This is a genomic window from Micromonospora arida, from assembly GCF_042873195.1.
Taxonomy (GTDB): domain Bacteria; phylum Actinomycetota; class Actinomycetes; order Mycobacteriales; family Micromonosporaceae; genus Micromonospora; species Micromonospora arida.
The window spans coordinates 45,388-67,446 of sequence record NZ_JBIALC010000018.1 but is presented as its reverse complement, the minus strand read 5'-3'; the positions used below and the strand labels follow the sequence as shown (position 1 = coordinate 67,446).

General features: G+C 70.9%; 21 protein-coding genes and 2 tRNA genes. 10 read left to right on the top strand and 13 right to left on the bottom strand.

The window, feature by feature from the left end; genetic code table 11:
- Positions 1-31: 31 nt before the first annotated feature.
- Both ACFYP0_RS31800 and ACFYP0_RS31795 read right to left on the bottom strand, forming a co-directional pair.
- The gene (locus ACFYP0_RS31800) at positions 32-2,683 is read right to left on the bottom strand and encodes a DUF4132 domain-containing protein (RefSeq protein ID WP_386998452.1); all 2,652 of its coding nucleotides are present in this window, start codon (positions 2,681-2,683) and stop codon (positions 32-34) included.
- A complete protein-coding gene (locus ACFYP0_RS31795) occupies positions 2,683-2,991 on the bottom strand; it encodes a hypothetical protein (RefSeq protein ID WP_124855192.1) in 309 nt (102 codons plus the stop codon). Before ACFYP0_RS31795 ends, ACFYP0_RS31800 begins: the two co-directional genes overlap by 1 nt.
- 109 nt (positions 2,992-3,100) lie before the next feature.
- On the opposite strand from ACFYP0_RS31795, the gene ACFYP0_RS31790 reads away from it, so the two are divergent.
- Together ACFYP0_RS31790 and ACFYP0_RS31785 are read left to right on the top strand one after the other, a co-directional pair.
- Complete coding sequence (locus tag ACFYP0_RS31790) at positions 3,101-3,571, top strand: TspO/MBR family protein (protein ID WP_357003947.1); 471 nt, start codon at positions 3,101-3,103, stop codon at positions 3,569-3,571.
- Between the two features lie 170 nt (positions 3,572-3,741).
- Positions 3,742-5,334, top strand: a complete 1,593-nt coding sequence (locus tag ACFYP0_RS31785; protein WP_357003944.1) for a sigma-70 family RNA polymerase sigma factor — start codon at positions 3,742-3,744, stop codon at positions 5,332-5,334.
- Between the two features lie 103 nt (positions 5,335-5,437).
- Here ACFYP0_RS31785 and ACFYP0_RS31780 read toward each other — a convergent pair whose 3' ends face one another.
- Entirely contained in the window at positions 5,438-6,169 is a 732-nt protein-coding gene (locus tag ACFYP0_RS31780) for an SDR family oxidoreductase (protein ID WP_356976132.1), read from the bottom strand.
- A 105-nt stretch (positions 6,170-6,274) separates the two neighbouring features.
- On the opposite strand from ACFYP0_RS31780, the gene ACFYP0_RS31775 reads away from it, so the two are divergent.
- Positions 6,275-7,123 carry a LysR family transcriptional regulator gene (locus ACFYP0_RS31775; RefSeq protein ID WP_357003938.1) on the top strand — a complete coding sequence of 283 codons (849 nt, stop codon included), beginning with the start codon at positions 6,275-6,277 and terminating at the stop codon, positions 7,121-7,123.
- Between the two features lie 83 nt (positions 7,124-7,206).
- On the opposite strand, the gene ACFYP0_RS31770 is transcribed toward ACFYP0_RS31775, so the two are convergent.
- Positions 7,207-7,282: transfer RNA gene (locus ACFYP0_RS31770), tRNA-Lys, on the bottom strand.
- Between the two features lie 187 nt (positions 7,283-7,469).
- On the opposite strand from ACFYP0_RS31770, the gene ACFYP0_RS31765 reads away from it, so the two are divergent.
- The gene (locus ACFYP0_RS31765) at positions 7,470-8,732 is read left to right on the top strand and encodes a L,D-transpeptidase (protein WP_386998451.1); all 1,263 of its coding nucleotides are present in this window, start codon (positions 7,470-7,472) and stop codon (positions 8,730-8,732) included.
- Between the two features lie 249 nt (positions 8,733-8,981).
- Positions 8,982-10,274 carry a L,D-transpeptidase gene (locus tag ACFYP0_RS31760; protein ID WP_386998450.1) on the top strand — a complete coding sequence of 431 codons (1,293 nt, stop codon included), beginning with the start codon at positions 8,982-8,984 and terminating at the stop codon, positions 10,272-10,274.
- A gap of 113 nt (positions 10,275-10,387) precedes the next feature.
- On the opposite strand, the gene ACFYP0_RS31755 is transcribed toward ACFYP0_RS31760, so the two are convergent.
- Both ACFYP0_RS31755 and orn read right to left on the bottom strand, forming a co-directional pair.
- Positions 10,388-10,460: transfer RNA gene (locus ACFYP0_RS31755), tRNA-His, on the bottom strand.
- A gap of 104 nt (positions 10,461-10,564) precedes the next feature.
- Positions 10,565-11,155, bottom strand: a complete 591-nt coding sequence (gene orn / locus ACFYP0_RS31750; RefSeq protein ID WP_091393455.1) for an oligoribonuclease — start codon at positions 11,153-11,155, stop codon at positions 10,565-10,567.
- 72 nt (positions 11,156-11,227) lie between these two features.
- On the opposite strand from orn, the gene ACFYP0_RS31745 reads away from it, so the two are divergent.
- A complete protein-coding gene (locus ACFYP0_RS31745) occupies positions 11,228-12,511 on the top strand; it encodes a glycosyltransferase 87 family protein (protein ID WP_386998449.1) in 1,284 nt (427 codons plus the stop codon).
- Between the two features lie 121 nt (positions 12,512-12,632).
- Here ACFYP0_RS31745 and ACFYP0_RS31740 read toward each other — a convergent pair whose 3' ends face one another.
- From ACFYP0_RS31740 to ACFYP0_RS31730, 3 genes are all read right to left on the bottom strand, one after another.
- Positions 12,633-13,652, bottom strand: a complete 1,020-nt coding sequence (locus ACFYP0_RS31740; RefSeq protein ID WP_386998463.1) for a hypothetical protein — start codon at positions 13,650-13,652, stop codon at positions 12,633-12,635.
- 150 nt (positions 13,653-13,802) lie between these two features.
- Positions 13,803-14,537, bottom strand: a complete 735-nt coding sequence (locus tag ACFYP0_RS31735) for a YcnI family copper-binding membrane protein (RefSeq protein WP_386998448.1) — start codon at positions 14,535-14,537, stop codon at positions 13,803-13,805.
- Between the two features lie 17 nt (positions 14,538-14,554).
- Positions 14,555-16,222, bottom strand: a complete 1,668-nt coding sequence (locus ACFYP0_RS31730; protein ID WP_386998462.1) for a copper resistance CopC/CopD family protein — start codon at positions 16,220-16,222, stop codon at positions 14,555-14,557.
- A gap of 172 nt (positions 16,223-16,394) precedes the next feature.
- Here ACFYP0_RS31730 and ACFYP0_RS31725 point away from each other — a divergent pair, with 172 nt between their 5' ends.
- The 4 genes from ACFYP0_RS31725 to ACFYP0_RS31710 are packed head-to-tail and all read left to right on the top strand — an operon-like array spanning position 16,395 to position 19,360.
- On the top strand, positions 16,395-16,985 hold the full coding sequence (locus ACFYP0_RS31725; protein ID WP_386998447.1) for a sigma-70 family RNA polymerase sigma factor: 591 nt from the start codon (positions 16,395-16,397) through the stop codon (positions 16,983-16,985).
- 32 nt (positions 16,986-17,017) lie between these two features.
- On the top strand, positions 17,018-17,542 hold the full coding sequence (locus ACFYP0_RS31720; protein ID WP_124855218.1) for a MauE/DoxX family redox-associated membrane protein: 525 nt from the start codon (positions 17,018-17,020) through the stop codon (positions 17,540-17,542).
- On the top strand, positions 17,535-18,251 hold the full coding sequence (locus ACFYP0_RS31715; protein ID WP_124855220.1) for a DsbA family protein: 717 nt from the start codon (positions 17,535-17,537) through the stop codon (positions 18,249-18,251). Before ACFYP0_RS31720 ends, ACFYP0_RS31715 begins: the two co-directional genes overlap by 8 nt.
- Complete coding sequence (locus ACFYP0_RS31710) at positions 18,248-19,360, top strand: hypothetical protein (protein WP_124855222.1); 1,113 nt, start codon at positions 18,248-18,250, stop codon at positions 19,358-19,360. Before ACFYP0_RS31715 ends, ACFYP0_RS31710 begins: the two co-directional genes overlap by 4 nt.
- Here ACFYP0_RS31710 and ACFYP0_RS31705 read toward each other — a convergent pair.
- The 4 genes from ACFYP0_RS31705 to ACFYP0_RS31690 are packed head-to-tail and all read right to left on the bottom strand — an operon-like array spanning position 19,344 to position 22,025.
- Positions 19,344-20,102 (bottom strand): energy-coupling factor ABC transporter ATP-binding protein, encoded by a 759-nt coding sequence (locus ACFYP0_RS31705; RefSeq protein ID WP_124855224.1) that lies wholly within the window; start codon positions 20,100-20,102, stop codon positions 19,344-19,346. The genes ACFYP0_RS31710 and ACFYP0_RS31705 overlap by 17 nt on opposite strands.
- Positions 20,099-20,869 carry a cobalt ECF transporter T component CbiQ gene (gene cbiQ, locus ACFYP0_RS31700; protein ID WP_124855226.1) on the bottom strand — a complete coding sequence of 257 codons (771 nt, stop codon included), beginning with the start codon at positions 20,867-20,869 and terminating at the stop codon, positions 20,099-20,101. Before cbiQ ends, ACFYP0_RS31705 begins: the two co-directional genes overlap by 4 nt.
- Positions 20,870-20,883: 14 nt before the next feature.
- On the bottom strand, positions 20,884-21,312 hold the full coding sequence (locus ACFYP0_RS31695; protein ID WP_124855228.1) for a PDGLE domain-containing protein: 429 nt from the start codon (positions 21,310-21,312) through the stop codon (positions 20,884-20,886).
- The gene (locus tag ACFYP0_RS31690; protein ID WP_124855230.1) at positions 21,309-22,025 is read right to left on the bottom strand and encodes an energy-coupling factor ABC transporter permease; all 717 of its coding nucleotides are present in this window, start codon (positions 22,023-22,025) and stop codon (positions 21,309-21,311) included. The genes ACFYP0_RS31695 and ACFYP0_RS31690 overlap by 4 nt, the downstream gene beginning before the upstream one ends.
- Positions 22,026-22,059 lie beyond the last annotated feature (34 nt).

The following is a 22,059-nucleotide window of genomic DNA, read 5'->3' as shown; positions in this document are numbered from 1 at the left end:
TGGCCTCAGCCCGGCGCCGTCACTCGGCGCCTTACAGTTGGCGCAGGATCACCGAGTCCTTGATCTTCTTGTCGGCGGCCAGCAGCAACGCCTTGCTGATGATTTCGCCGAGCCGGCTGTCGCCCTCGAAGGGCAGGTACATCTCCGGCTCCTTCGCCTTGGCCGAGTCGGGAATGATGCACAGGTACCGGTCGTCCGGGGCGATCAGGATGTTGCCCGAGCCGCAGTGGATGCGGTACGTGTGCAGGTCACCCCGCACTTCGAGGAACCGGTCGGTGAACGTGCACCGGCTGGCGATCGCCAGCCGGGGAATCACCTCGGCCAGCACCTCCCGACGAGTCCTGGCGGGCGGATTGAGGTCGCCGAAGCTGTTCTGCGACCAGTAGTCGCGGTACCGGCCCTGGGGACCACCGTCGTACCAGTTCGGGTCGTTGCCCACCCCGGACGCGGCAACAAACAGGTCGACGTCGCGCATCACCTCGCTCAGCACGACAGCCGGAACCTCCTCCAGCGGCACCGGCGTGCGTTCCCCCCGGAGGAACACCAGTTGGTCGGTCCCCATCGTGTCGAACATCAGGTCGTCGCCCTGATCCTCGATCCCGGCGATGTGCAGCACGGCGCGCATCTCCCAGTCCGGAAGGGCAAGCCGGGGGTCCTGGTAGGTGGCGCCGTCGTTGCGGTGTCGAACGTGCGACCAGCCCCGCCGGGACAGCAGCGCGATGAGACGGTGCTGGCGCACGATGTGCGCGGCGAACCGGTTGGAGTACGTGCCGGTGGCCCGCTCCGCGTCGGTCAGCAGGTACTGCTCGCGGTGCGCCTGCTTGAACGGCTGGGTGATCGTGTGCCGGGCCAGGAAGTCCCGCCAGGCCGGGACCGCCGCCGGATCGTCGACCGGGTGCCACAGCCGTACCGTGGCGTCGCCGGCGGGCTCGAACACCGTGCCGTCCACGGTCCGCAGGGCGTCGCCGCCCCAGCAGCAGGCGACGCCGTCGACGGTCCAGATCAGCCGTCGGGCCAGGGTCCGGGCCAGCGGGTGGTCCAGGAACCGCTCCCGCCACTGCTCGACGGTCCACGCGCGGTCGCGCCGCAGCAGCCCTTCCAGGCGGTCGCGGGTCCCGATCAGCGTCGCGCCGATGTCCGCGACTGTCGCCTTCAGCTCCTTCAACTCCTCGCCGTGGTCCTTGCGCACCTGGGCCGGCGGAGCTTTGACCACCTTGCCGTCGGAGTTGCGCCACACCACGGTGGCATCGATGCCGCGCACCTCGACCTCGTACGAGCTGTCACCCAGCTTGTCCGCGAGCGGCAGCCCGAAGCCGGGCAGCGCCATCTCCTCGACGTCCTCCCGGCCGATGCCGCGCGCCTCGGCGTGCTTGGTCAGGCCCTTCTCGACGATGCGGAGCGTGCTCTTGTAGGTCAACCGCGAGGCCAGCCGAGCCAGTTGCGCGAGGGCGGCGGGGTGATCGGTGTCGACGAGCGCCGCAGCGGCGAGGTTCGCCAGCTTCGGGCTCGCCGGGCCGTGCCCGGGAATCTTGCGGGCGGCCCGTTCCGCGATGTGGCCGAGGCTGCGCAGGGTCTCCTCCGAGGGCGGGAGCATCGCCCGCATCCAGATCAGCCCCCACAGCAGCCCGACGTTGTAGCGGTCGATCGTCCTTGGTGAGGCATCCGCCAGGTGGCCTGGGCAACACGTCGTCATGCGCAGCGGCAGGGTGCGCGCCTGACCCACCAGCGGGAGCCAGTCGTCGAGACGCGCGGTGAACTCGTCGCCGCCGACCGCGTCGAGCAGGGACCGGGCGGTCTTGCGCCAGGCGGTCGTCGGCTTGGCCTTGTCCGCGCCGAGCGGGCAGTGGACCAACAGCGCGTGCCAGGCGGCCCGACACTCCTCCGGCATCGCCTCGATGTCGGCGACGGCGCGGTCCGCCCACCGCTCGCCGACGTTGGGGATCGGCCACATCCGATCGCCTTCGTCGCTCAGGTCGGACATGCTGCGCTCGATCCGCGTCCGACGCCAGGTCGCCAGTGCCGCCGGGTGGGTACGTCCGGCCCGCGCCTCGGCCTGGATGGACTCCCAGGTCAGGTCGTTGAGGTGCCAGCTCCACCAGTTGAATCCCAGCCACGCTTGACCGCTCAGCCGGTCGAGCCATCCGGCACTGTCCAGCCCGCCGCCCGAGAGCACAATTTTGATCAGCTTGATCCGCCCGTCGCTGTCCTCCCCGGGCACCGTCAACGCGTCGAACACCGCCTGCCGCACCGACACCGGCCGCCCGGCCAGGAACTTCTCCGCCCGGGCCCACGTTTCCCGACGGGCACCGTCCCACGGTTCGCCGATGTACGGCCGTTGCGGCCGGTACTTGATCAGCGTCAGCGCCGCGGCGACCCACCGATCCGGATCCGCGTCGGCATCATCAAGGTCTGCCAGGGCGGCGCCGAGCACCTGGACATGTTCGGTGGCCTCCGGCAGCAGCTCCCGCTGGGCGGGTGCGAGATCGTACGGGCCGTCCGGGTCGTTGAGCGCGGCGAGCAGCACCGGGCCCCTGCCGGCTGGCGCCAACGCACACAGCGCCGCCACCTGCCTGGCGTACTCCCGACGGTCGTACCACGAGATGGTGCCGTCGCCTTGCTCGCACCACCCGGTGGCGGTGGCGATCACCTCGCGTAGCGCCAGCTCCGGATCGGAGTCGCTCATCAGCCACCCACCAGCGGGACGAGCTTGAGGAACGTGATCCGGGACCCCGCGTGCAGGTGGACCTTGTCGTCCAGGGCCGTCACCTGCCGGTCGTCGACCAGCACCACGAAGCCGTTGCGGCCGAACGCCTCGAGCGTCGCCCGGGTCCGCTCCTCCGGATCGACGTGCCCGCCGGACTCCGCCACCTCCAGAAAGACACGCCGTCGAATCAACTCGCCGAGGCGTACCTCTTCCTCGAAGACGTCCATTGTCCACTCAGGACCACTCGGCGCTCCGGTCACTTCATCGGCGATTGTGATCATCGGCATGGCGCAGAGGCTAACTGAACACTCCGACAGCGTTTCGCTCTCGTTCCACCGCCCGCCGACCGGTGAACGGGGCGCGATTGATCCGTCGCAGGTCGGGTAGCTGAACAGCATGCGAGTACCAACTTTGGTCAAGACCGCGGCGGCGGTCACCGCGACCGCCGCCGCCGGGGCGACGGCCACCGACGCCTCCTCACGCTGGTACCAACGGCTACGCAAGCCGACCTGGCAACCCCCGCCCGTGGCGTTCCCGCTGGTATGGACGCCGCTGTACGCCCTGATCGCGGTGGCCGGTGCCCGCGTGCTGGACCGCACCAGCGAAACCGACCGCGCCGCGTTCACCCGTGCCTACGGGCTCAACCTGGCCCTCAACTTTGGTTGGAGCGCGCTGTTCTTCAAGGCCCACAGACCCACCATCGCGCTGGCCGAAATCGCCGCGCTCAACGCCTCCAACCTCGTGCTGCTCCGCCGAGCCTCGCAGGCCGACCGCGTCGCGGCGGCCGCACTGGCCCCGTACGCTGCATGGACGCTCTTCGCCACCGTTCTCAACGGCACCATCGTCCGCCTCAACAGCAACAGATGAGCCTGTTGGTGTCTCTCAGCTGAAGGCTGGCCGGCACCGCACTGAGGGGACTTCGGCCTGGACGTCGTCACCGGCGGTGGACGATGACAACGTCAGTTTGTGTGACCTGGACGGGTGCCAACCGATCTCCACGGTGTACGAAGATGTCCCGTGAAGATGAGGTTGTGAGCGTGACCGAGCACGCGTACCCGAACAGGACCGACATGTCGGCGGCGGTGGACGCGGCACGCCGCGGCGACCAGGCGGCGATGGACGCGTTGGTCTCGCATTACCTGCCACTGGTGTACAACATCGTGGGCCGGGCACTGAATCGGTCGGCGGATGTCGACGACGTGGTGCAAAACACGATGTTGAGCGTCGTGCGCGGGCTGGCGGGCGTACGCGATCCGCGGCTCTTCCGGTCGTGGCTGGTGGCCGTCACCATGAACGAGATCCGTGCCTACCGGCAGTACCAGCACACCACCCCGGCGCCGCCGGAGGACATCGACAATCTGGTCGTCCCGGGCTCCGACTTCGAGGACCTGACCCTGACCAAGCTTCGCCTGTCCAATGAGCGCAGGGAGGTGGTCCTGGCCACGCGCTGGCTGGACGACGACCACCGCCACCTGCTGTCCCTGTGGTGGCTGGTCGAGGCCGGTCACCTTTCCCGCGCCGACCTGGTCGATGCCCTACAGCTGGACCCGCACCACGTGACCGTCCGGGTGGCCCGGATGAAGGCACAGTTGGACACCGCTCGGCTGGTGGTGCGAGCCCTCTCCGCCCGGCCCGGCTGCGCAGGCCTGATCGACACTGCGTCCGATTGGGACGGCCAGCCCGCGCAGGTGTGGCGCAAGCGATTGGCGCGGCACATTCGCACCTGCGCGCAGTGCCCGAACGCCACGTCGGACCTGGTTCCGGCCGAACGGCTGCTGGCCGGCCTGGCGCTCACACCGCTCCCGGCCGGCCTCGCGTCGGACGTCACGCAGAACGCGTACACCGTGTCCGGCACGTCGCAGGGAGTCGCGCCCGCCGGCGCCCCCGTGAAGACCGCCGGGGCGTTGCGGGACGTCGCGCCGACCGGCGCGTCCGCGAAGACCGGCGGCGTGTCGCATCAGGCCGGCGTCACGGCACTGTCTCTGTCCAAGACCCTGGTCGGCGCCTTCGCGGCCGTCGCCCTGATCGGAGGCGGCGGGTTCCTCATCGCCAGTTACGCGGACAGGCCGACGCAACGACCGGCGAGCGCGACCGGCGCCCAGCCCCCAACCGCGATCATCGAACCCGGCTACGAGACCACCGAACCCGCGTTCGCGTCGCCCTCCCCGACGGCGCTCAAGGCGTCGCCGTCCACCTCGCGGGCGACCTCCACGCCCACCAGATCAGCGAAGCCGACCAGGTCGCCGGCGCCGACCACGTCACCGACCAGGTCGGCACCCAAGTCTGCCAATGCGGCATCCGGTGTCTCCGCCGCCGAACAACGTCTGCTGGTGCTGCTCAACGAGCGACGCCGCGCGCTCGGACTGCCGGAGGTCGCGTTGCGCGCCACGGAGCAACGCGCCGGGGAAGCCTGCGTGAAGCAGAACCTTGATGCGGGCACGTTTGAGCACTGCGGCCATGAGGTCCTCTTCGCGTCTTCGGGCACCGCCACACCCGAGCAGATGATCGCGGCCTGGTTCAACAGTCCCGGTCACAAGACGGCACTGACCTACTCCAGCTCGCGCTTCGCCGGCCCTGCCATCGTCTCCAACGGCACCCGGCAGATCGCGGCCATCAATATCGACTACTGAGGCTTCCGGATGCAGGAGTGGGTGCAGCGCCAATGGCGCGACCGGCCCGACGCCGAGCGGCGTCGGGCCGGCGCGAGAGCCGCGAGCCGCGAGCCGCGAGCCGTCACCAGGGCACCACACCGGCGTCCTCGAAGAATCCGCCGGTGGGGCCCCCGTCGGGCAGTGTGGCCAGGCGGATGGCGGTTGCTGCGCCCTCCTGGGGAGTACGCACGCCACGGAAGCCGTTGAGGTCGGTGGCGACGAAGCCCGGGCAGGCGCAGTTGATGAGGATGTTCGTGTCTGCCAGTTCCCGGACGTACTGAAGGGTCACCGCGTTCAGGAACGACTTGGAGGGCGCGTAGGCCACAGCGACCGGACCTGTGGAGGTCTCACCACCGGGGCCCGACTGCCGGGCCAGAGAACCGACGCTGCTGGACATGTTCACGATGCGCGGCGAGGCCGACCTGCCAAGCAACGGCAGCATGGCGTTCGTCACCCTGATGACGCCGATGACGTTGGTTTCCACCACCGTGCGGATGACGGCAGCGTCGACGCTGCTCGGCTGCTGCGGCCCGCCGCCGGTGATTCCGGCGTTGTTGACCAGGGCATCGAGGCGTCCGGCGCGTTCGGCGATCAGATCGGCTGCGGCGGCGACACTGCTGTCGTCGGTGACATCCAACGGAACACCGAAGGCGTCGACGCCGGCGTCCCGCAGCCGTGCCACCGCCGCGTCCCGCCGAATCTGCTCGCGGGCCCCGACACCCACGCTCCAGCCCAGCGCACCCAGGCCTGCCGCGATCTCGTACCCAATGCCCTTGTTGGCCCCGGTGACCAGGGCGATCTTCGTGTCACTCATGTCTTCGACTGTGAGTCACGGCCCGCAAGCCGTCCAAGACCACCTGAGTCATGGGCGATACCCTCAAGGTATCGTCGCGCCTCGGTTCCCGGCTAGGCTCGACACGTGGAGACACGGGAGCTGCGGTACTTCGTCGCCGTGGCCGAGGAGCTGCACTTCGGCCGAGCGGCGCAACGCCTGGGCATAGCCCAGCCGCCATTGTCGCGGGCGATCAGTCAGCTCGAACGCCGTCTGGGTGCCGCCTTGCTGAAGCGTGACAGCCGCTCGGTGACCCTGACCGAGGCCGGTGCGGTCCTGCTGCACGAAGGACGAGCAGCGCTGGACGCTGTGGAAGCTGCCGAACATCGCACCCGCCGCGCAGCTCTCGCCGTCACTGGTCGCGCCAGCGTCGTCCTCGCGACCAAGGCTGGAGCGTCCAGCGAGTTGCTCGCGAAGCTGCTACACGCCTACGCCACCGAACCGGGATCGGTCGACGTCGACGTGGCGCTGTGTGGCCCCGGCGAACAAGAACGGCTGTTGCGGACCGGCCGTGCCGATGTCGCGATCCTTCACCACCCGTTCGACGACCTGACAGGGTTGGACACCGAGGAACTGCTCACCGAGGGCCAGGTCGCCATCCTCCCGGCCGGCCATCCCCTCACCACTCGCAGGAGTTTGCAGCTGAGCGAGGTGACCGAGCTGCCCGACCTGCCTCTACCGCGCTGGCCCGGGAATGACGGCACCTATCCCGACGGCCCAGGTCCTGAGGCACGGAGCCACTCACAACTTTTCCAGCTGATCGCGCTTGGCCGGACCTTGCTGGTCGTGCCTGACTCGGCCCGATCCCAGTTGAACGATGATCTCGTCGCCGTGCCGATCGTGGACGCGCCGGAAGTCACCACGGTCATCGCCTGGCCCCCGCACAGCCGTTCCCGAGCCGTCGCTGATCTGGTGCGAGCCGCACTCCGCCTCTAGCCGCTGGCACCGCACCTCGTCGCACCGGCGTACGCGAAAAAGGCCCTGACTGGCAGATCTCTGCCAGTCAGGGCCTTCATCGTTGGTGCGCCGCCAGGGACTCGAACCCCGAACCCGCGGATTAAGAGTCCGCTGCTCTGCCAGTTGAGCTAGCGGCGCTCGTCGGCAACGGAGAGAACATTAGCACCCCCGGAAGGCGCGTTCCAATTCGGTTACCCGGGTCCCCCCTTCGGTCGAGCTTTGCCGGCAAAAAGCCCCAAACCAGCCACCGCCGCCAAGATCGGGGCGTGGGTTGGGGCGGTGATACGGCACGATGTCCGCCAGGTACGCGAGAACAGAGGTGGGCATGGCACGGTTCACGCGAGCCGGGGCGGTGGTGGGCGCCCTGACTCTGGCGGCGTCGCTCGCACTGACCGGATGCGGCGGCGGCGAGAAGAAGCCGGAATTCGTTGGCGGGGCGTCCTCGGACGCGAGCGCCACCCCTGGCTCAGCCGCACCTTCGACGCCGAGCACACCGAGCGGGCCGCCGCTCACACTGAGCCCGGCCAACGGCACGAAGAGCCGGCCGGTGAGCACGGAGATCAGCGCGAAACTCCCGGACGGCGGGAAGGTTTCGGCGGTCACCCTGACGGCGGACGGCGGTGGCTCGGTCGAGGGCAAGCTGCGTACCGATGGCTCGGCCTGGGTGCCGTCCGCTCCGCTGAAGTGGGGCACCCGCTACACGGCCACGGTGACGGCGAGCGCGTCGGACGGCACGAGCAGCCAGGGCACCAGCAGCTTCACCACGATGGCCAAGCCGAAGTCGACGATCGGTTCGGGCCTGTACCTCTTCGACGACAAGAGTTACGGGGTGGCCATGCCGGTGGTCACCGAGTTCCACCCGGGTATCCCGAAGAAGGACCGGGCGGCGGTGCAGAAGCGGATGTTCGTCCGGACCGACCCGCCGCAGCCGGGCGCGTGGCACTGGGTCAGCAATGGCACCCAGGCCTACTACCGGGCCCCGGAGTACTGGAAGCCGGGCACCACCATCACCGTGCGGATCGCCCTGGCGGGGGTGCCGCTGAGCAACGGCAAGTACGGCGACGTCGACCGCAAGGCCACCGCCAAGATCGGCCGGTCGTTCGAGATGAAGGTCGACAACGCCAACAAGAAGATGACGGTGTACGAGAACGGCGCGCCGGTGCGCACCATCCCGGTGAGCCTGGGCAAGAAGAGCACACCGTCGTCGAGCGGCACGATGGTGGTGATGGAGAAGAAGGAAGCCACTGTCTTCGACACCCGCGACGACCCGGATCCGGCCAACCGCTACGTGACCGACATCCAGTTCGCCCAGCGGCTCACCTGGGGTGGCGAGTACATCCACGCCGCGCCCTGGTCGGAGCACGTGCAGGGGCGGCAGAACGTCTCGCACGGGTGCGTGAACGTGTCGATGGCGAACGCCAGGTGGTTGTTCGACAAGACCCGGATCGGTGACCCGATCACGATCAAGGGCACCGAGCGCAGGATCGCCGCCGGTAACGGCTGGACGGCGTGGAGCGTGAGCTGGTCGGAGTTCGTCAAGGGCAGCGCGCTGCCGGTGCCCAGTGGTGGGGCCGGCCCGGCGGTCTGAGCCGTCGACCTCGTTGCGCCGGCTCGGCCGTTGGCCGGGCCGGCGTACCCTTGCACTCCCGCCGCTCGATGACAGCGCGGCGACCCCCGCAATCCCGGTATGTAGACGAACCAGGCTCACGAAACGCCGGATGCTAGCAGGATCCGGCCACTATTGATGGCGTGTTTCGGTTCACCCTCGGCAACCGGGGCCGGCTCTGGCGCGTCAGTAAGAGACGATGGGGCAGCGACCACAACTGTGAGGGAATTCATGCGAGCTAGCCAGGACCAGCTGATCAGGCCCGGTGGGCGACGCCGCGTGTTCGCGGCGGGGCTTCTCGCCGTGGCGCTGGCCTTCACCTCGGCCTGCACCGACGGCAACGGCGGCAAGCCGTCCTCGTGGCACGGCGGCGGCGAGAACCCGGCACCGAAGGCCGCCGCGACGATCAGTGAGCCGGCAGCCGACGCCAAGGACGTGCCGGCGTCCACCGGCATCACCTTCACCACGAAGGACGCCGTGGAGACCGCGGTCGAGCTGAAGGACGCCGCCGGCAAGGCGGTCGAGGGCGCCCTCGCCAAGGACGGCAAGTCGTGGCTGCCGACCGGCGCGCTGGCCTACGGCACGAGCTACACGGCCACCGTGACCGCCAAGGGCGACGACGGACGTCCGGCCACCGCGACGAGCACCTTCACCACCATGGCCAAGCCCGGCAATCAGGTACGGGTGAGCAGCTTCCTCGGCGACAACCAGGTGGTCGGGGTGGGCATGCCGCTGATCGTGAAGTTCAGCCGCGCCATCCCGGAGGACTACCGCGACGACGTGCAGCGCCGGATGACCGTCACCTCGACCCCGGCGCAGGAGGGGATCTGGCACTGGGTCAGCCCCACCGAGATCCGGTACCGGCCGAAGGAATTCTGGAAGCCCGACAGCAAGGTCTCCTACCGGGTGCAGGCCGGCGGCCTGCCGATGGGCGCGGGTTGGTACGGCCGCGCCGACCTCTCGGTGGACGTCAAGATCGGCGCGGCGGTGGTCATGACGGTGGACAACAAGACCAAGCGGATGACGGTGACCCGCAACGGCTCTGTGATCAAGACCATCCCGGTCAGTCTGGGCAAGAAGAGCACCCCGTCGTCCAGCGGCACCATGGTCGTGATCGAGAAGCTGCGCAAGACGGTCTTCGACACGTTCGAGGAGCTGGGTCCGGAGGAGGGCTACCGCACCAAGATCGACTTCGCTCAGCGCCTCACCTGGGGCGGGGAGTTCATCCACGCGGCACCCTGGTCCGAGGGCCAGCAGGGCACCACGAACGTGTCGCACGGCTGCGTGAACGTGTCGATGGCCAACGGCGACTGGCTCTTCAAGAACACCCAGATCGGCGACCCGATCACGGTCAAGGGCACCGAGCGCAAGCTGCAGAACGGCAACGGCTGGACCGACTGGAACATGAGCTGGGACGCGTACGTCAAGGGCAGCGCCCTTCCGTACGAGCCTCCGGCCGACCCGGACGCCACCACCCCGACGCCGGACGGGACGGTCACCCCGTCCCCCACGCCGACCGCCTGAGCCAGCCGACGAAAGCCCCCTCCTCGGAGGGGGCTTTCGCGTGCTCCAGGGTTTCGCCCCCACAACGACTCAGGCCCCCTCCGAGGAGGGGGCCTGAGCAGTGAAACCAACTGGGTGACTGAGGGGAATTGAACCCCCGACAACCGGGACCACAACCCGGTGCTCTGCCAACTGAGCTACAGCCACCATGCCGCCGTCGCCCGGTCGATCGCTCCGGGCGGGGTGCGGACCAATAATAGCCACACCACAGCCAGGCACGTCCAGCGGGTTGCCGGTCAGCGCGGCCGCGGTCAGAGTTCGGCGGCGATGGCCTTGGCGGTCTCGACATCCGGGCCGGGCAGCGGAACGAAGACGGTGCGCCGGTAGTACTCCAACTCGCGGATGCTCTCCCGGATGTCGGCCAGTGCCCGGTGCGCGAGACCCTTCTGCGGCTGACCGAAGTACACCCGGGGGTACCAGCGGCGGCAGAGTTCCTTGATCGACGACACGTCGATCATGCGGTAGTGCAGGTGCGCGTCGAGGCGGGGCATGTCCCGTGCGATGAAGCCACGGTCGGTGGCGATCGAGTTGCCGCAGAGCGGAGCCGTACGCGGGTCCTTGACGAAGGTGCGGACGTAGTCCAGGACCAGGTCCTCGGCCTCGGCGAGGGTGACCGCCGAACGACGGACCTCCTCGGTGAGGCCGGACTTGGCGTGCATGGTCTGCACGATCTCCGGCATCCCCTCCAGTGCCGCCTCGTCGGCGTGGATGACCACGTCGACACCGTCACCCAGCACGTTGAGGTCGGGGTCGGTGACCAGTGCCGCAACCTCGATCAGTTTGTCCCTGCCGAGGTCCAACCCAGTCATCTCACAGTCGATCCAGACGAGGAGATCAGCCACCGGGACAGCCTACGCGCAGCCCACACCTCGCGGCTGCGCGCTCTCGGCGGACCGGCCCGCTAGGGTTTCGGGGTGCCAGCAGAACCCGTCGCACCGCCCGCCGTCACCGAAGACGATCCCGGCGGCCGTACGGTCCGTCGCCTGGTCGCGGTGGTGGCCCTCGGGGCTGTGCTGCCAGCGCTGTACCTGCCCGGCCTCGTGCACAACTTCTTCGATCTCAAGATCTACATGTCCGCGATGGACTGGTGGCGCGTCGGCCACCCGCTCTACGACTACGTGCAGCCCGACCGGGTGCAGGGCGAGTTGTACTTCACCTACCCACCATTCAGCGCGCTGCTGTTGTGGCCGTTCGGTCTGCTGCGGCTCGGCGCCACCGTGGCGATCTTCACGGCGCTCACCGTGCTGGCCGTGGTGCTGACCACCCGGTGGCTGGTGGCGCCGGTGATCGCCCGACACGACCTGCCCCGAAGGTTCACCCTGATCGCCGCCGTGCTGCTGGTGCTGGCGGTGGAGAGCATCCGCGAGACGATCACCTTCGGACAGATCAACATGCTGCTGGTCGTGCTGATCCTGGCCGACCTGCTGTTCGCGGTACCGCAGGCGCGACGCTGGGCCGGGGTGGGCGTGGGGCTGGCGACGGCGCTCAAGCTCTTTCCCGGCATCTTCATCGTGTACCTGCTGGCCACCCGTCGGTGGCGGGCCGCGGCGGTGGCGAGCGCGACCGCGGCGGCGGCGACCCTGCTCGCGGCGGCGATCGCCCCACGTGACTCGTGGCGGTTCTGGACGCACGAACTGTGGACCACCGAGCGGGTGGGACGCACCGACATCGTCGGCAACCAGTCGCTGTTCGGCCTGCTCAGCCGGTTCACCGAGCCGGAGAAGCCGGACCGGTTGCTCTGGTTGCTGCTGGTCGCCGCGGTCGCCGGCTACGGGCTGTGGCGGGCCGCGCGCGCGGCGCGGGCCGGTGACCCGTTGACGGGCCTGACGTTGACCGGCCTGGTCGGCTCCCTGGCCAGCCCGATCACCTGGACCCACCACATCTACTGGTTCGTGCCGGCGGTGGTGCTGCTCGCCGACGCGGCGTTGAGCGCGGACCGCCCGGACGAGGCACGCCGGCGTCGGTGGCTGGCCGGGCTCGCGCTGGGCATCACCGCCGTGACCATCTACGGCGTGGTGACGTTCCAGGCCTGGGGCGCGGGACCGGTCCGCACTCACGACCCGGTGGACTTCGTCGTGCAGAACACCTACGTGCTGCTCAGCCTGCTGCTGCTGGTCGCGTTGCCGGTGCGCTCGCGGCTCGGTGCGGAAAATCGCACCAATTGGACAGACCTCCCGAGTAACCACGTTCGGCGCTAACCTGTCCTCATCTACCTCAAGCGTCGCTCGGGTAGCACCGATCCCCCGGTGAGAGTGGCCCTCCGCGTCGGCAGCGCGGAGGGCCACTCGCCGTCTCACCCACCGCCACCAGCCGGGCCCGTCACCCGACAGGGCCGCCACGGGCCGGCTCGTCGCCCGCTGCGGTCGCCACCGGCCGGGCCGTGGGCTCGTCCACGTCGGCCGGCGGCCAGGCGAGACTCAGCGTCACCTCCGGCGGGCGGGGCAGCCGGACCGGTTCGTCCAGGTCGGCGAGGGTGGCCGCGCGGGCCGCACCGATCGCCGGCCGGGCGGGTTCCGGAGCCCCGGAGCCGACCGGGGCGAGTTGTCGTGCCGGCAACGGTGGGGTCGGATCGGGTTGCCGGAGGCCCAGGCCACTCAGCGAGGTGACCCCGAGCCGGCCGGCGAGCACCGGCACCTGATCCGGCTCGACCACGAAGATCACCTCGCGTGGCCGTAGCGGCCGCAGCAGGAGCAGCGCCGCGCACACCACCAGCAGCACGCCGACGGTCAGCAGACCCCAGGTGGCTGGGCCGGTCCACCCGGCCCGCAACTCGGCGCGCAGGTCCAGGGCCAGGTCGGCCTCGCCATCGGTGCGCATCACCACCAGGCTCATGGGTTCGCCGGCGAGGTCGTCCGCGCTCCACTCCAGCGAGCCGATCCCCTCGCGTACCCAGAAGGGCCGGCCTAGCGGTGTGAACGGCCCGTCGGCCGTCGCGACGCCCGGAGTGTCGGCGGCCGGTCCGGCCGGATCGAGCCGGACCGGCAGCGGACCTCGGGCCAGCGCCATCCGGCGGACCGTGGCGTGGGGCACCGCCTCCAGCCAGCCACGCACCTTGGCGGTGGGCGCCAATCCGACGAAGGCCGGCCCGCCCGTGCCGCGGGCGTCCAGGCGCAGCCGGGTCTGCGCGGTACGCGCGAAGGGCGCATCCTGCCGCAGCAATCGGTCGAGGTCGGTGACGACGATCGCGTGACCGGGCGTGCGGACCGTTTCGAAACGGGCGGCGAAGGCCCCGCCGGGGTCGGCGTGTCGGCTCACCAGCCACAGCCCGCCACCGGCGAACAGCGCCGGAATTCCCACGACCAACAGCAGCACTCCGGCGATCATCCGCACGAACCGCATCCGCACCGTCCCCCTCCGTAGCCAAATACCCGGCCGACCTTACCGACGTACACCGTCTGATCAGGGGATATCCACGGCACGGTTGACATCGGCTCCGGAAAAGCGCGCTGGCCCGCCGGAAGATCCGGCGGGCCAGCGGGTGAAACAGGGTCAGGCCTTGGCGACCGGCTCCCGGCGGGTACGCGTGAAGGCCAGCCCGCCCAGCACCAGACCGGCCAGACCGGCGACGAGACCGGCCACACCGAGGCCGACCGCGAGCCCGTTGCCGTCGTCGTCGTCATCGTCGTCGGGCGAGGCGACGGCTGCGGTCGGCGAGGCAGAACCCGCCGGCGCCGCCGCGGCGGCCAGGGTGAGCACCGGAGCGGGGTGCTCCGGCTCCTCGGCACCCGGCGCCGGCTCGTCGATCCACCGCGAGATGTTGCCGTCCGAGTAGGTCTGCAGGGTCTTGAAGACCATCGAGTCGACCTGCGGCAGCGGCCCCATCGAGACGGGGAACTCCTGGAACTGACCCGGCTTCACCCCCGCCTCACCGGACGCCGTCCAGGTGATCTTGGAAACGGCCTCGGTGAGCTGACTGCCGTGCACCTCGATCGGCGGGTCCACCTTGCGCTTCTCGGTGGCGACCGTCCAGCCCGGCACCGGCATCGTCGACACCGAGCCGACCGGGGCGTTCTCCGGCAGTACCACTTCCAGCTTGGTGGTCGACGCGGTGTCGCTCTCGTTGGGCACCCGGAACGCCACCCGGGCGTAGCCACCCTGGGTCGCCTCCTTCGGGTTCACCGTGACGTGTGCGGACGCCGGTCCGGCGAAGCCGAGCACAGCGGTGGCGGCGGCGGTGAACGCCAGGGCGGCAGCGGCGGTTGCGGTACGCCGGAGTCGGGTCATGGGTTTCGCGAGCCTCTCTAACGGATGGGCACGGTGGCGGTCACCGTGGCCTGGTCGATGTCGGTCGTTCGGGCGGTGATCTTCAGTTGCCACTCGCCGGGGGTCGGCAGGCTGATGTCGCCGTAGGCGTGGCTGTCCGTCAACCGGAGCAACGGCACCTCGATCGGCTCGATCCCGGCCGAGGGCAGCGCGACCGTCGCCTTCCACTCCGCGACCAGCAGCGGCTGGTTGGCCTTGTCGTACGCGTACAGGTGCACCGAGTTGTTGCCCCGCTCGGCCGGGCTCACCTCGACCTCGACGGTCAGCAACGGGCTGGACAGCCGGGTGCTGAAGAGGCCGGACTCGGACCCGGCGGACGGGCCGGCCGCGGCGGTACGGGCGGGCGTGGTCTGCACCAGCGTGGCGGACACGGCCAGCACCACCACGGTGACTGCCAACTCCACCAGGACCGCCCGGCGCACCGGCACCGGGCGCTGCGCCGCGACGCGGCTGCGCACCAACTTCCGGGAGTACGCCGCCACGGCGATGACCAGTGCGAACAAGCCGATCTTGGCGAGCAGCAAGCGGCCGTACGTGGTGTCGAAGAGCGCCTGCGGGGTGGCCACCTCGATCAGCGCCTGGACGGTGCCGGCCAGCAGCAGCGCCGAGACGGCGAGCGCCGCCCAGCGCGACCAGATCGGCAGGATCGCGCTCAGCTCCCGCTCGTCGGCCTGGCGCAGCAGGAAGGCGGCGAGCATGAGCAGACCGCCCAGCCAGACCGCCATGCTGCCCAGGTGGACCGCGTCGACCACCACGGAGACCGCCGGCGCCGGGGACGCCGCCGCGTGCCCGGCCAGCGGCCAGGTCAGCAGGGCGGCGCCGCCGAGCACGGCCAGGATGATCGCGTCCGCGCGGCCGGCGGGCCGGGCCAGCAGCGGGCGGAGCAGGAAGACGGACGCCGCCAGCAGGCCGAGTCGGACCAGGTGGGCGGCGCCGAAGGTGCTGCCGAACACGCTGCCGAACCCCTCGCCGGTGACGTCGAGGAGACCACCACCGGCCGTGTAGGGGACCTGCAACCACAGGTCGGCGAGGGTGGCGAAGGCAACCAGACCGAGGCCGGTCCAGGCCAGCCGGGTCGGCCCCCGCCGGGAGAGCCGCCGTGGCCAGAGCGCGGCGAGCACCAGCGCCGGCCCGACCAGCAGCACCAGGCCGGCGTAGCCGAGGAAGCGGGCCACCTTCACCGCCGTGCCCACCACCGGGTTGGCGCGGCTGTCCGTGCCGGAGTCGACGGGTGGGGTCGAGGGTGCGCCGACCGAGTAGGTGTACGCCCCGGAGACCGGATGGCTGTCGGCCGAGATCACCCGGAAGCTGACCAGGTAGGTGCCGCGGGCGCCGGCCGGGTCCACCGGAATGGTCACCACACCGCCGCTGAACGACGGTTCACCCCGGTCGGCCCGGGAACCGTCCGGCGCGATGACGCGGATCTTGCCCGGCACCTTGCGGACCGACTCGCTGAACGTGAGGACCACCTCGGAGGGCCCGCTCGGCACGATGGAGGCGGCGGCCGGGCTGCTGCTCTCCAGCACCGCGTGGGCGCTGGCGGGGGTGGCTGGCGCGATCAACAAGGCGACGACGGTGACCAGGAGGCCGGCGGCTGCGGCCAGCCTGGCGGCCCAGCGGCGGGGGGCGACAGTCATGCCGGCCATGGTCGCCGATGGGTGTCCCATTCGGCGACCCGAGGGGGGTGGTCGCTTCTGTGGTCGCACGTCATGAACTGGTAGTCGGCCCGGGTCGGGGAAAAGTTCCCGACGTGGCGCAGACCATCCAAGGGCCGAACGGCCCTGACGCGCCGCCGACTGCCGCGTAACCTGGTGTGTCGTGATCCCTGTCCCGCGTGACTCCGGTGCCGCCGGTCCGGCAGAGCCGGTCGACGAGGTCGCCCGGGACCCGGCAACCGAGTCGGCGCTGACCGCCCGCGACGGTGACCCCGCCGCCCAGGCGGCGTTCGTCCGGCTGACCCAGGCCGAGGTCTGGCGGTTCGCCGCCGCCCTGGTCGACCCGGACAGCGCCGACGACCTGACCCAGGAGACCTACCTGCGGGCGTTCCGGGCCCTCCCCGCCTTCGAGGGCCGCTCCAGCGCCCGCACCTGGCTGCTCGGCATCGCCCGGCGCGCCTGCGCCGACCACCTGCGCACTGTCGTTCGGCGGCGGCGGCTCGACGAGCGCCTGACGGCGAACGCGTACACCGACCGACCGCATCCGGACCCGGCCGGCCAACTCGGTGCCGCCGACCTGGTGCGTCGCCTCGGCCCCGAGCGGCGTTCCGCGTTCGTGCTCACCCAACTGCTCGGCCTGTCGTACGCCGAGGCCGCCGCCGTCGAAGGGGTGCCGGTGGGCACCATTCGGTCCCGGGTCGCCCGGGCCCGAGACGACCTGGTCGAGGCGGTCGGCGACGCCCTGGCCGGCTGAGCGCGGAACTTCCGGCGCGGACGGGACGACAAATGAGCGTGACAGCACCTTCCACCCGGGGCCACCGTTGGCCCCTGGTCCGCCCGTGGCTCGGCATCGCGGCCCGACTCGGCCTCGCCGCCGTCTGGCTGGTCGCCGGCGCCTCGAAGGTCAGCGACCTCGCCGCCTCCGGGCGGGCGGTCAACGCGTACCAGGTGATGCCGTACGACGTGGCGACCGTGATCGGCGCGGCGCTGCCCTTCGTCGAGCTGGCGTTGGGCGTGCTGCTGCTGCTCGGGCTGGCCACCCGGCTCGTCGCCGGGGTGTCCGCCGCGCTGCTGGTGGTCTTCATCGCGGGGATCGCCTCGGCCTGGACGCGTGGGCTGGCCATCGACTGCGGCTGCTTCGGCAGCGGCGGGCAGCTCGCCGCGGGGCAGGCACCCAGTTACCTCCCGGAGATCCTCCGGGACCTGGGATTCTTGGTTCTGGCCGGATTTCTGCTGATCTGGCCTCGTACGCCGGTATCGGTGGACGGGTGGGTGTCCGGCGAACCCGTTGTGGAGGACGAGGATGAGTAGTCGCAAGGGGCAGCGGGACGCCGCCCGGGTGGTCCGCGAGCAGTTGGCCCGCGAACGGCGCCGCCGCCGCACGATCTGGGTCTCCGCCGCCGCGGTCGTCGTCCTGGTCATCGCCGGCGTCGTCGGGTGGGCCGTCTGGTCCAACCAGCGCTCCGACAACTTCACCACCCCACCCGGCGCCAACGCGGCCGGCACCGGCATCGTCACCGGCGGCGGGCCGGTCACCGTCGACGTCTACGAGGACTTCCTCTGCCCGGCCTGCAAGCAGTTCGAGCAGACCAGCGGATCCACGCTCGAACAGTTGGTGGCCGAGAACAAGGCGAAGGTGGTCTACCACCCGGTCGCGTACCTCAACCGTTTCTCCACCACCGACTACTCCACCCGCTCCTCGGCCGCCTCCGGCTGCGCGGCGGCGGGCGGCAAGTACCACGAGTACGCCAAGGCGCTCTTCGCCCAGCAGCCGCCGGAGGGCAGCGCGGGGCTCACCGACGACAAGCTCATCGACATCGGCACCAGCGTGGGCCTCGACCAGGGCTCCTTCGGCAGCTGCGTCAAGGACGGCACGTACAAGAGTTGGACCGAACACGTCACCGAAGACGCCAGCCAGAGCAACGTCACCGGCACGCCGACCGTCAAGGTCAACGGTCAACCCGTCGAGAACCCCACCCCGGACGCTCTCACCGCGGCCGTGGCGGCGGCCGGCAAGTGATCCGTAGCCTGCTGGGCCGCGCCGGCCTGATCGCCGCCGCAGCCGGCCTGGCGACAGTGATCAGCGCGGCGCCCGCCGCCGCGCACGGCGCGGACGCACCGGACGGCACCGACTACCGCACCCGGACCACCGGGGTCGCACCCGCGCGGCCAGGGCTTGAGGTACGCGTCATCGAGGCGGGCGCCCGACTGGAACTGACCAACCGCACCGGCCGCACCATCGAGGTCATCGGCTACTCCGGCGAGCCGTACCTGCGCGTCGGGCCGGACGGGGTCTTCGAGAACAGCCACTCCCCCGCCACGTACCTGAACCGCACCATCGCCGGGGACACCTCGCTCCCGGCCGAGGCGGACCCGGCCGCCGCACCCTCCTGGCAACGGATCGACGACGGCACCACGGCGCGCTGGCACGACCAGCGCGCGCTGTGGCAGGAGTCGGCACCACCGGCCGCGGTACGCGCCGCACCGGACCGCGAGCACCGGGTCCGGGACTGGACGATCCCGCTGCGCGACGGCACCGACCCGGTGGTGATCGGCGGCACGCTGGACTGGGTGCCGCCGCCGGACGCGTACACCTGGTGGGCCGTGACCATCGTGGGTCTGCTCGCGGTGGGCGCGCTCGGCCTGTTCGCCGCCACCGCCCCGGCCGGCGCCCGCGCTCTGTCCGCGCTCGGCGTGTTGCTGATCGTCGGCGGCGCGCTGGCCGTCGGGTACCCGGTGGGACGGGAGTTGGACGCCGGCGCCCGGGGCGTGGGCGGGGTGCTGGTCGGGCTGCTCTCCGGGCAGATCTGGTCCCTGCTCACCGGCCTCGGCGCGATCGCCGCCGGGTGGTACGCGCTGAGCCGCCGCCCGGCCGCCGACTTCGTGGTCGCGTTGGCCGGGACCTGCCTGGCGCTCTTCGCCGGAGCGTCGAACGCCGCCGTGTTCTCCCGCGCCATCGCCCCGGTGCCCTGGTCACCCGCGGCCGCCAGGGTAATGGTGGCGCTCTTCCTGATCACCGGCGCCGGCGCGACAGCCGCCGGCATCCTGCGCCTGCACGCCACCTCGCGCACCACAGCGGCGGCACCCCGGGTGGAGACCGTCGAGAGTGGGTCTACGGCTGCGGGGTGAACCCGTAGGGAAGCTCCAGGCGGTGTCTTGCCAGCAGGGGGGCGTCGCTGAGCAGGGTGCTGGTGGGGGCGTCGGCGACGATCCGGCCGTTGTCCAGGATCACCGAGCGCTCGCACAGCTCCGCCGCGTACGGCAGGTCGTGCGTGACCATCAGCAGGGTCACCGGCAGGCCGCGCAGGATCTCGGCGAGCTCCCGACGGGCCGCCGGGTCCAGGTTCGACGACGGCTCGTCGAGCACCAGGATCTCCGGGTGCATGGCGAGCACGGTGGCCACCGCCACCCGGCGGCGCTGCCCGAACGACAGGTGCTGCGGGGCCCGGTCCCGGTGCTCACCCATCCCCACCGCGGCGAGCGCCTCGTCCACCCGGGTGGCCAACTCGGCCCCCCGCAGACCCAGGTTCGCCGGCCCGAACGCCACATCCTCCGCCACCGTGGGCAGGAACAACTGGTCGTCCGGGTCCTGAAAGACGATGCCCACCCGGCGGCGAACCTCGGCCAGGGTGGCCCGATCCGGGGTGACCGTCAGCCCGCCGACGCTCACGCTCCCCTCGGTCGGGGTGAGGATGCCGTTGAGGTGCAGCACCAGCGTGGTCTTGCCGGCGCCGTTGGGCCCGAGCAGCGCCACCCGGTCACCCCGCGGCACGTTCAGGTCGACCCCCTGAAGGGCTACGTGCCCGTCCGGGTACGCGAAATGAACACCCCGAACGTCCAGCGAGACAGCGGTCTGCACGACACCGATCATGACAGCACGACGGCGGTGGCGGCGATCGAGGCCGCCAACACCGGCACAGTCGCCGCGACCAGCCACTGACCGGCGCTCGCCGCACCCTCGCCCTGCCACACGGCGGGCATCCGCCCGGTGTAGCCCCGGGACAGCATCGCCAGATAGACCCGCTCGCCGCGCTCGAAGGCGCGCAGGAACAACGCCCCGATCCCGGCGGCGAAGCCGCGCAACTGCCACAGGAAACGCGGGTCGTCACCCCGGGAGATCCGGGCCACCCGCATCCGCCGCGCCTCGCCGACCAGCACGTCGAGGTAGCGCAGCATGAACGTGGCGATCTGGGTGAGCACCTGCGGGCAGTGCAGCCGGTCCAGCCCCACGATCAGGTCCCGGGTGGTGGTGGTCGCGGCGAGCAGCAGCGAGGCGAGCACCCCCAGGGTGCCCTTGGCCAGGATGTTCCACGCGCCGTGCAACCCGTCCTCGGACAGCCGCAGGCCCAGCACCTCGACCCGGTCGCCGCTGCCGAGGAACGGCAGGGCGACCGCGAACAGCACGAACGGCAGCTCGATCAACGCTCGGCTGAGCAACCACCGCGGCCCCACCCGGGCCAGCGCCGCCACCACCGCCACCAGCACGGCGTACGCGCCGAAGGCCCAGAATGCCTCGCGTGGAGTGGCCACCACGGCGAGGGTGAAGACCACCATCGCCACGATCTTGACCTCGGGCGGGAGCCGGTGCACCGGCGAGTCCGACTCGCGGTACAGCACGTGCCCGTGACCGGCCCCCATCCGCGTACCCCTGTTCAGCTTGTCGTGGCGGCGCGCGGCGTCGCCGCGTCATCCTCGGCGGGCATGGCGTCCCCAGTGGGCGTCGCCGCGTCAGCGTCGGTCGGCGTGCCGCCCCGACGGCGCAGCAGCCAGAACACGCCGGCCCCGACCGCGAAGGTGACCAGTACCCCGAGCACCCCGGAGAGGCCGGTGGAGACGAAGCTGTTCCGCACGCCCCGTACGCCGTAGTCGGCGAGCGGGCTGTCGGCCAACTCATGGTCCTTCGCCTGCTGGGCCGGGCAGCTGCCGCCGACGATGTTGTCGTCGGCGTCGACGGTGCAGCCCTTGAGCAGCGAGGAGTCCAACCCGTCCGGGTGGGACGAGGCGTAGTTGCTGACCACGCCGGCGAGCAGCAGCGCGACCAGCAGGCCGCCGGCCAGGAAGGCCCAGGAACGGTTCTTCATCGGACACCTCCGGAGACCGGGACAGCGGGGGTGGTGGGGGTGCGCAGGGAGCGCAGCGCGTACACCAGGTCGGGTCGCACCTTCGCGACGGTGAGCACGGTGGTCGCGGTGATCAGGCCCTCGCCGATGCCGATCAGCAGGTGGGTTCCGGCCATCGTGCCGGCCAGGCCGGCCAGGTTGCTGCCCAGGTCGGTGGTGCCGCCGAGCCAGTACTGCACGACGAAGCCCTGGGACGCGACGACCACGCTGAGCATCGCGGCGACGAACGCGGTCACCGCCAGGCCGGCGCGCGTCCGGGGCAGCACTCGCAGCATCAGGGCGATCAGCAGGTACGCCGCGGCGGTGCCGAGCAGCGCCATGTTGGTGATGTTGAGGCCGAGCATCGCCACGCCGCCGTCACCGAAGACCAACGCCTGCACGACCAGCACCACGGACACGCAGAGCGCGCCGACCCACGGGCCGACCAGCATGGCGGCGAGCGCGCCACCGAGCAGGTGGCCACTCACGCCGGCCGTGAAGATCGGGAAGTTGAGCATCTGGACGGCGAAGATGAACGCCGCCACCAGGCCGGCCATCGGTGCCAGCCGGTCGTCCAGGTCGCGCCGTCCGCGCAGAACGCAGGCGGTGAGCCCGGCCAGTGCGAGCGCCGCGAAGATCGCTGCGACGGGACCGTCGATGATCCCGTTCGAGATGTGCATCGCCAGTGTTTCCACGCGACCTCCCACGCGTCAGCGGGCCCGACCGGGC

Bases quoted from the DNA above. Each gene is read 5' to 3' on its own strand.
- ACFYP0_RS31800 (WP_386998452.1), bottom strand. From the start codon at position 2,683: ATGAGCGACTCCGATCCGGAGCTGGCGCTACGCGAGGTGATCGCCACC.
- ACFYP0_RS31795 (WP_124855192.1), bottom strand. From the start codon at position 2,991: ATGCCGATGATCACAATCGCCGATGAAGTGACCGGAGCGCCGAGTGGT.
- ACFYP0_RS31790 (WP_357003947.1), top strand. From the start codon at position 3,101: ATGCGAGTACCAACTTTGGTCAAGACCGCGGCGGCGGTCACCGCGACC.
- ACFYP0_RS31780 (WP_356976132.1), bottom strand. From the start codon at position 6,169: ATGAGTGACACGAAGATCGCCCTGGTCACCGGGGCCAACAAGGGCATT.
- ACFYP0_RS31765 (WP_386998451.1), top strand. From the start codon at position 7,470: ATGGCACGGTTCACGCGAGCCGGGGCGGTGGTGGGCGCCCTGACTCTG.
- ACFYP0_RS31760 (WP_386998450.1), top strand. From the start codon at position 8,982: ATGCGAGCTAGCCAGGACCAGCTGATCAGGCCCGGTGGGCGACGCCGC.
- ACFYP0_RS31740 (WP_386998463.1), bottom strand. From the start codon at position 13,652: ATGCGGTTCGTGCGGATGATCGCCGGAGTGCTGCTGTTGGTCGTGGGA.
- ACFYP0_RS31735 (WP_386998448.1), bottom strand. From the start codon at position 14,537: ATGACCCGACTCCGGCGTACCGCAACCGCCGCTGCCGCCCTGGCGTTC.
- ACFYP0_RS31730 (WP_386998462.1), bottom strand. From the start codon at position 16,222: ATGGCCGGCATGACTGTCGCCCCCCGCCGCTGGGCCGCCAGGCTGGCC.
- ACFYP0_RS31720 (WP_124855218.1), top strand. From the start codon at position 17,018: ATGAGCGTGACAGCACCTTCCACCCGGGGCCACCGTTGGCCCCTGGTC.
- ACFYP0_RS31715 (WP_124855220.1), top strand. From the start codon at position 17,535: ATGAGTAGTCGCAAGGGGCAGCGGGACGCCGCCCGGGTGGTCCGCGAG.
- ACFYP0_RS31705 (WP_124855224.1), bottom strand. From the start codon at position 20,102: ATGATCGGTGTCGTGCAGACCGCTGTCTCGCTGGACGTTCGGGGTGTT.
- cbiQ (WP_124855226.1), bottom strand. From the start codon at position 20,869: ATGGGGGCCGGTCACGGGCACGTGCTGTACCGCGAGTCGGACTCGCCG.
- ACFYP0_RS31695 (WP_124855228.1), bottom strand. From the start codon at position 21,312: ATGAAGAACCGTTCCTGGGCCTTCCTGGCCGGCGGCCTGCTGGTCGCG.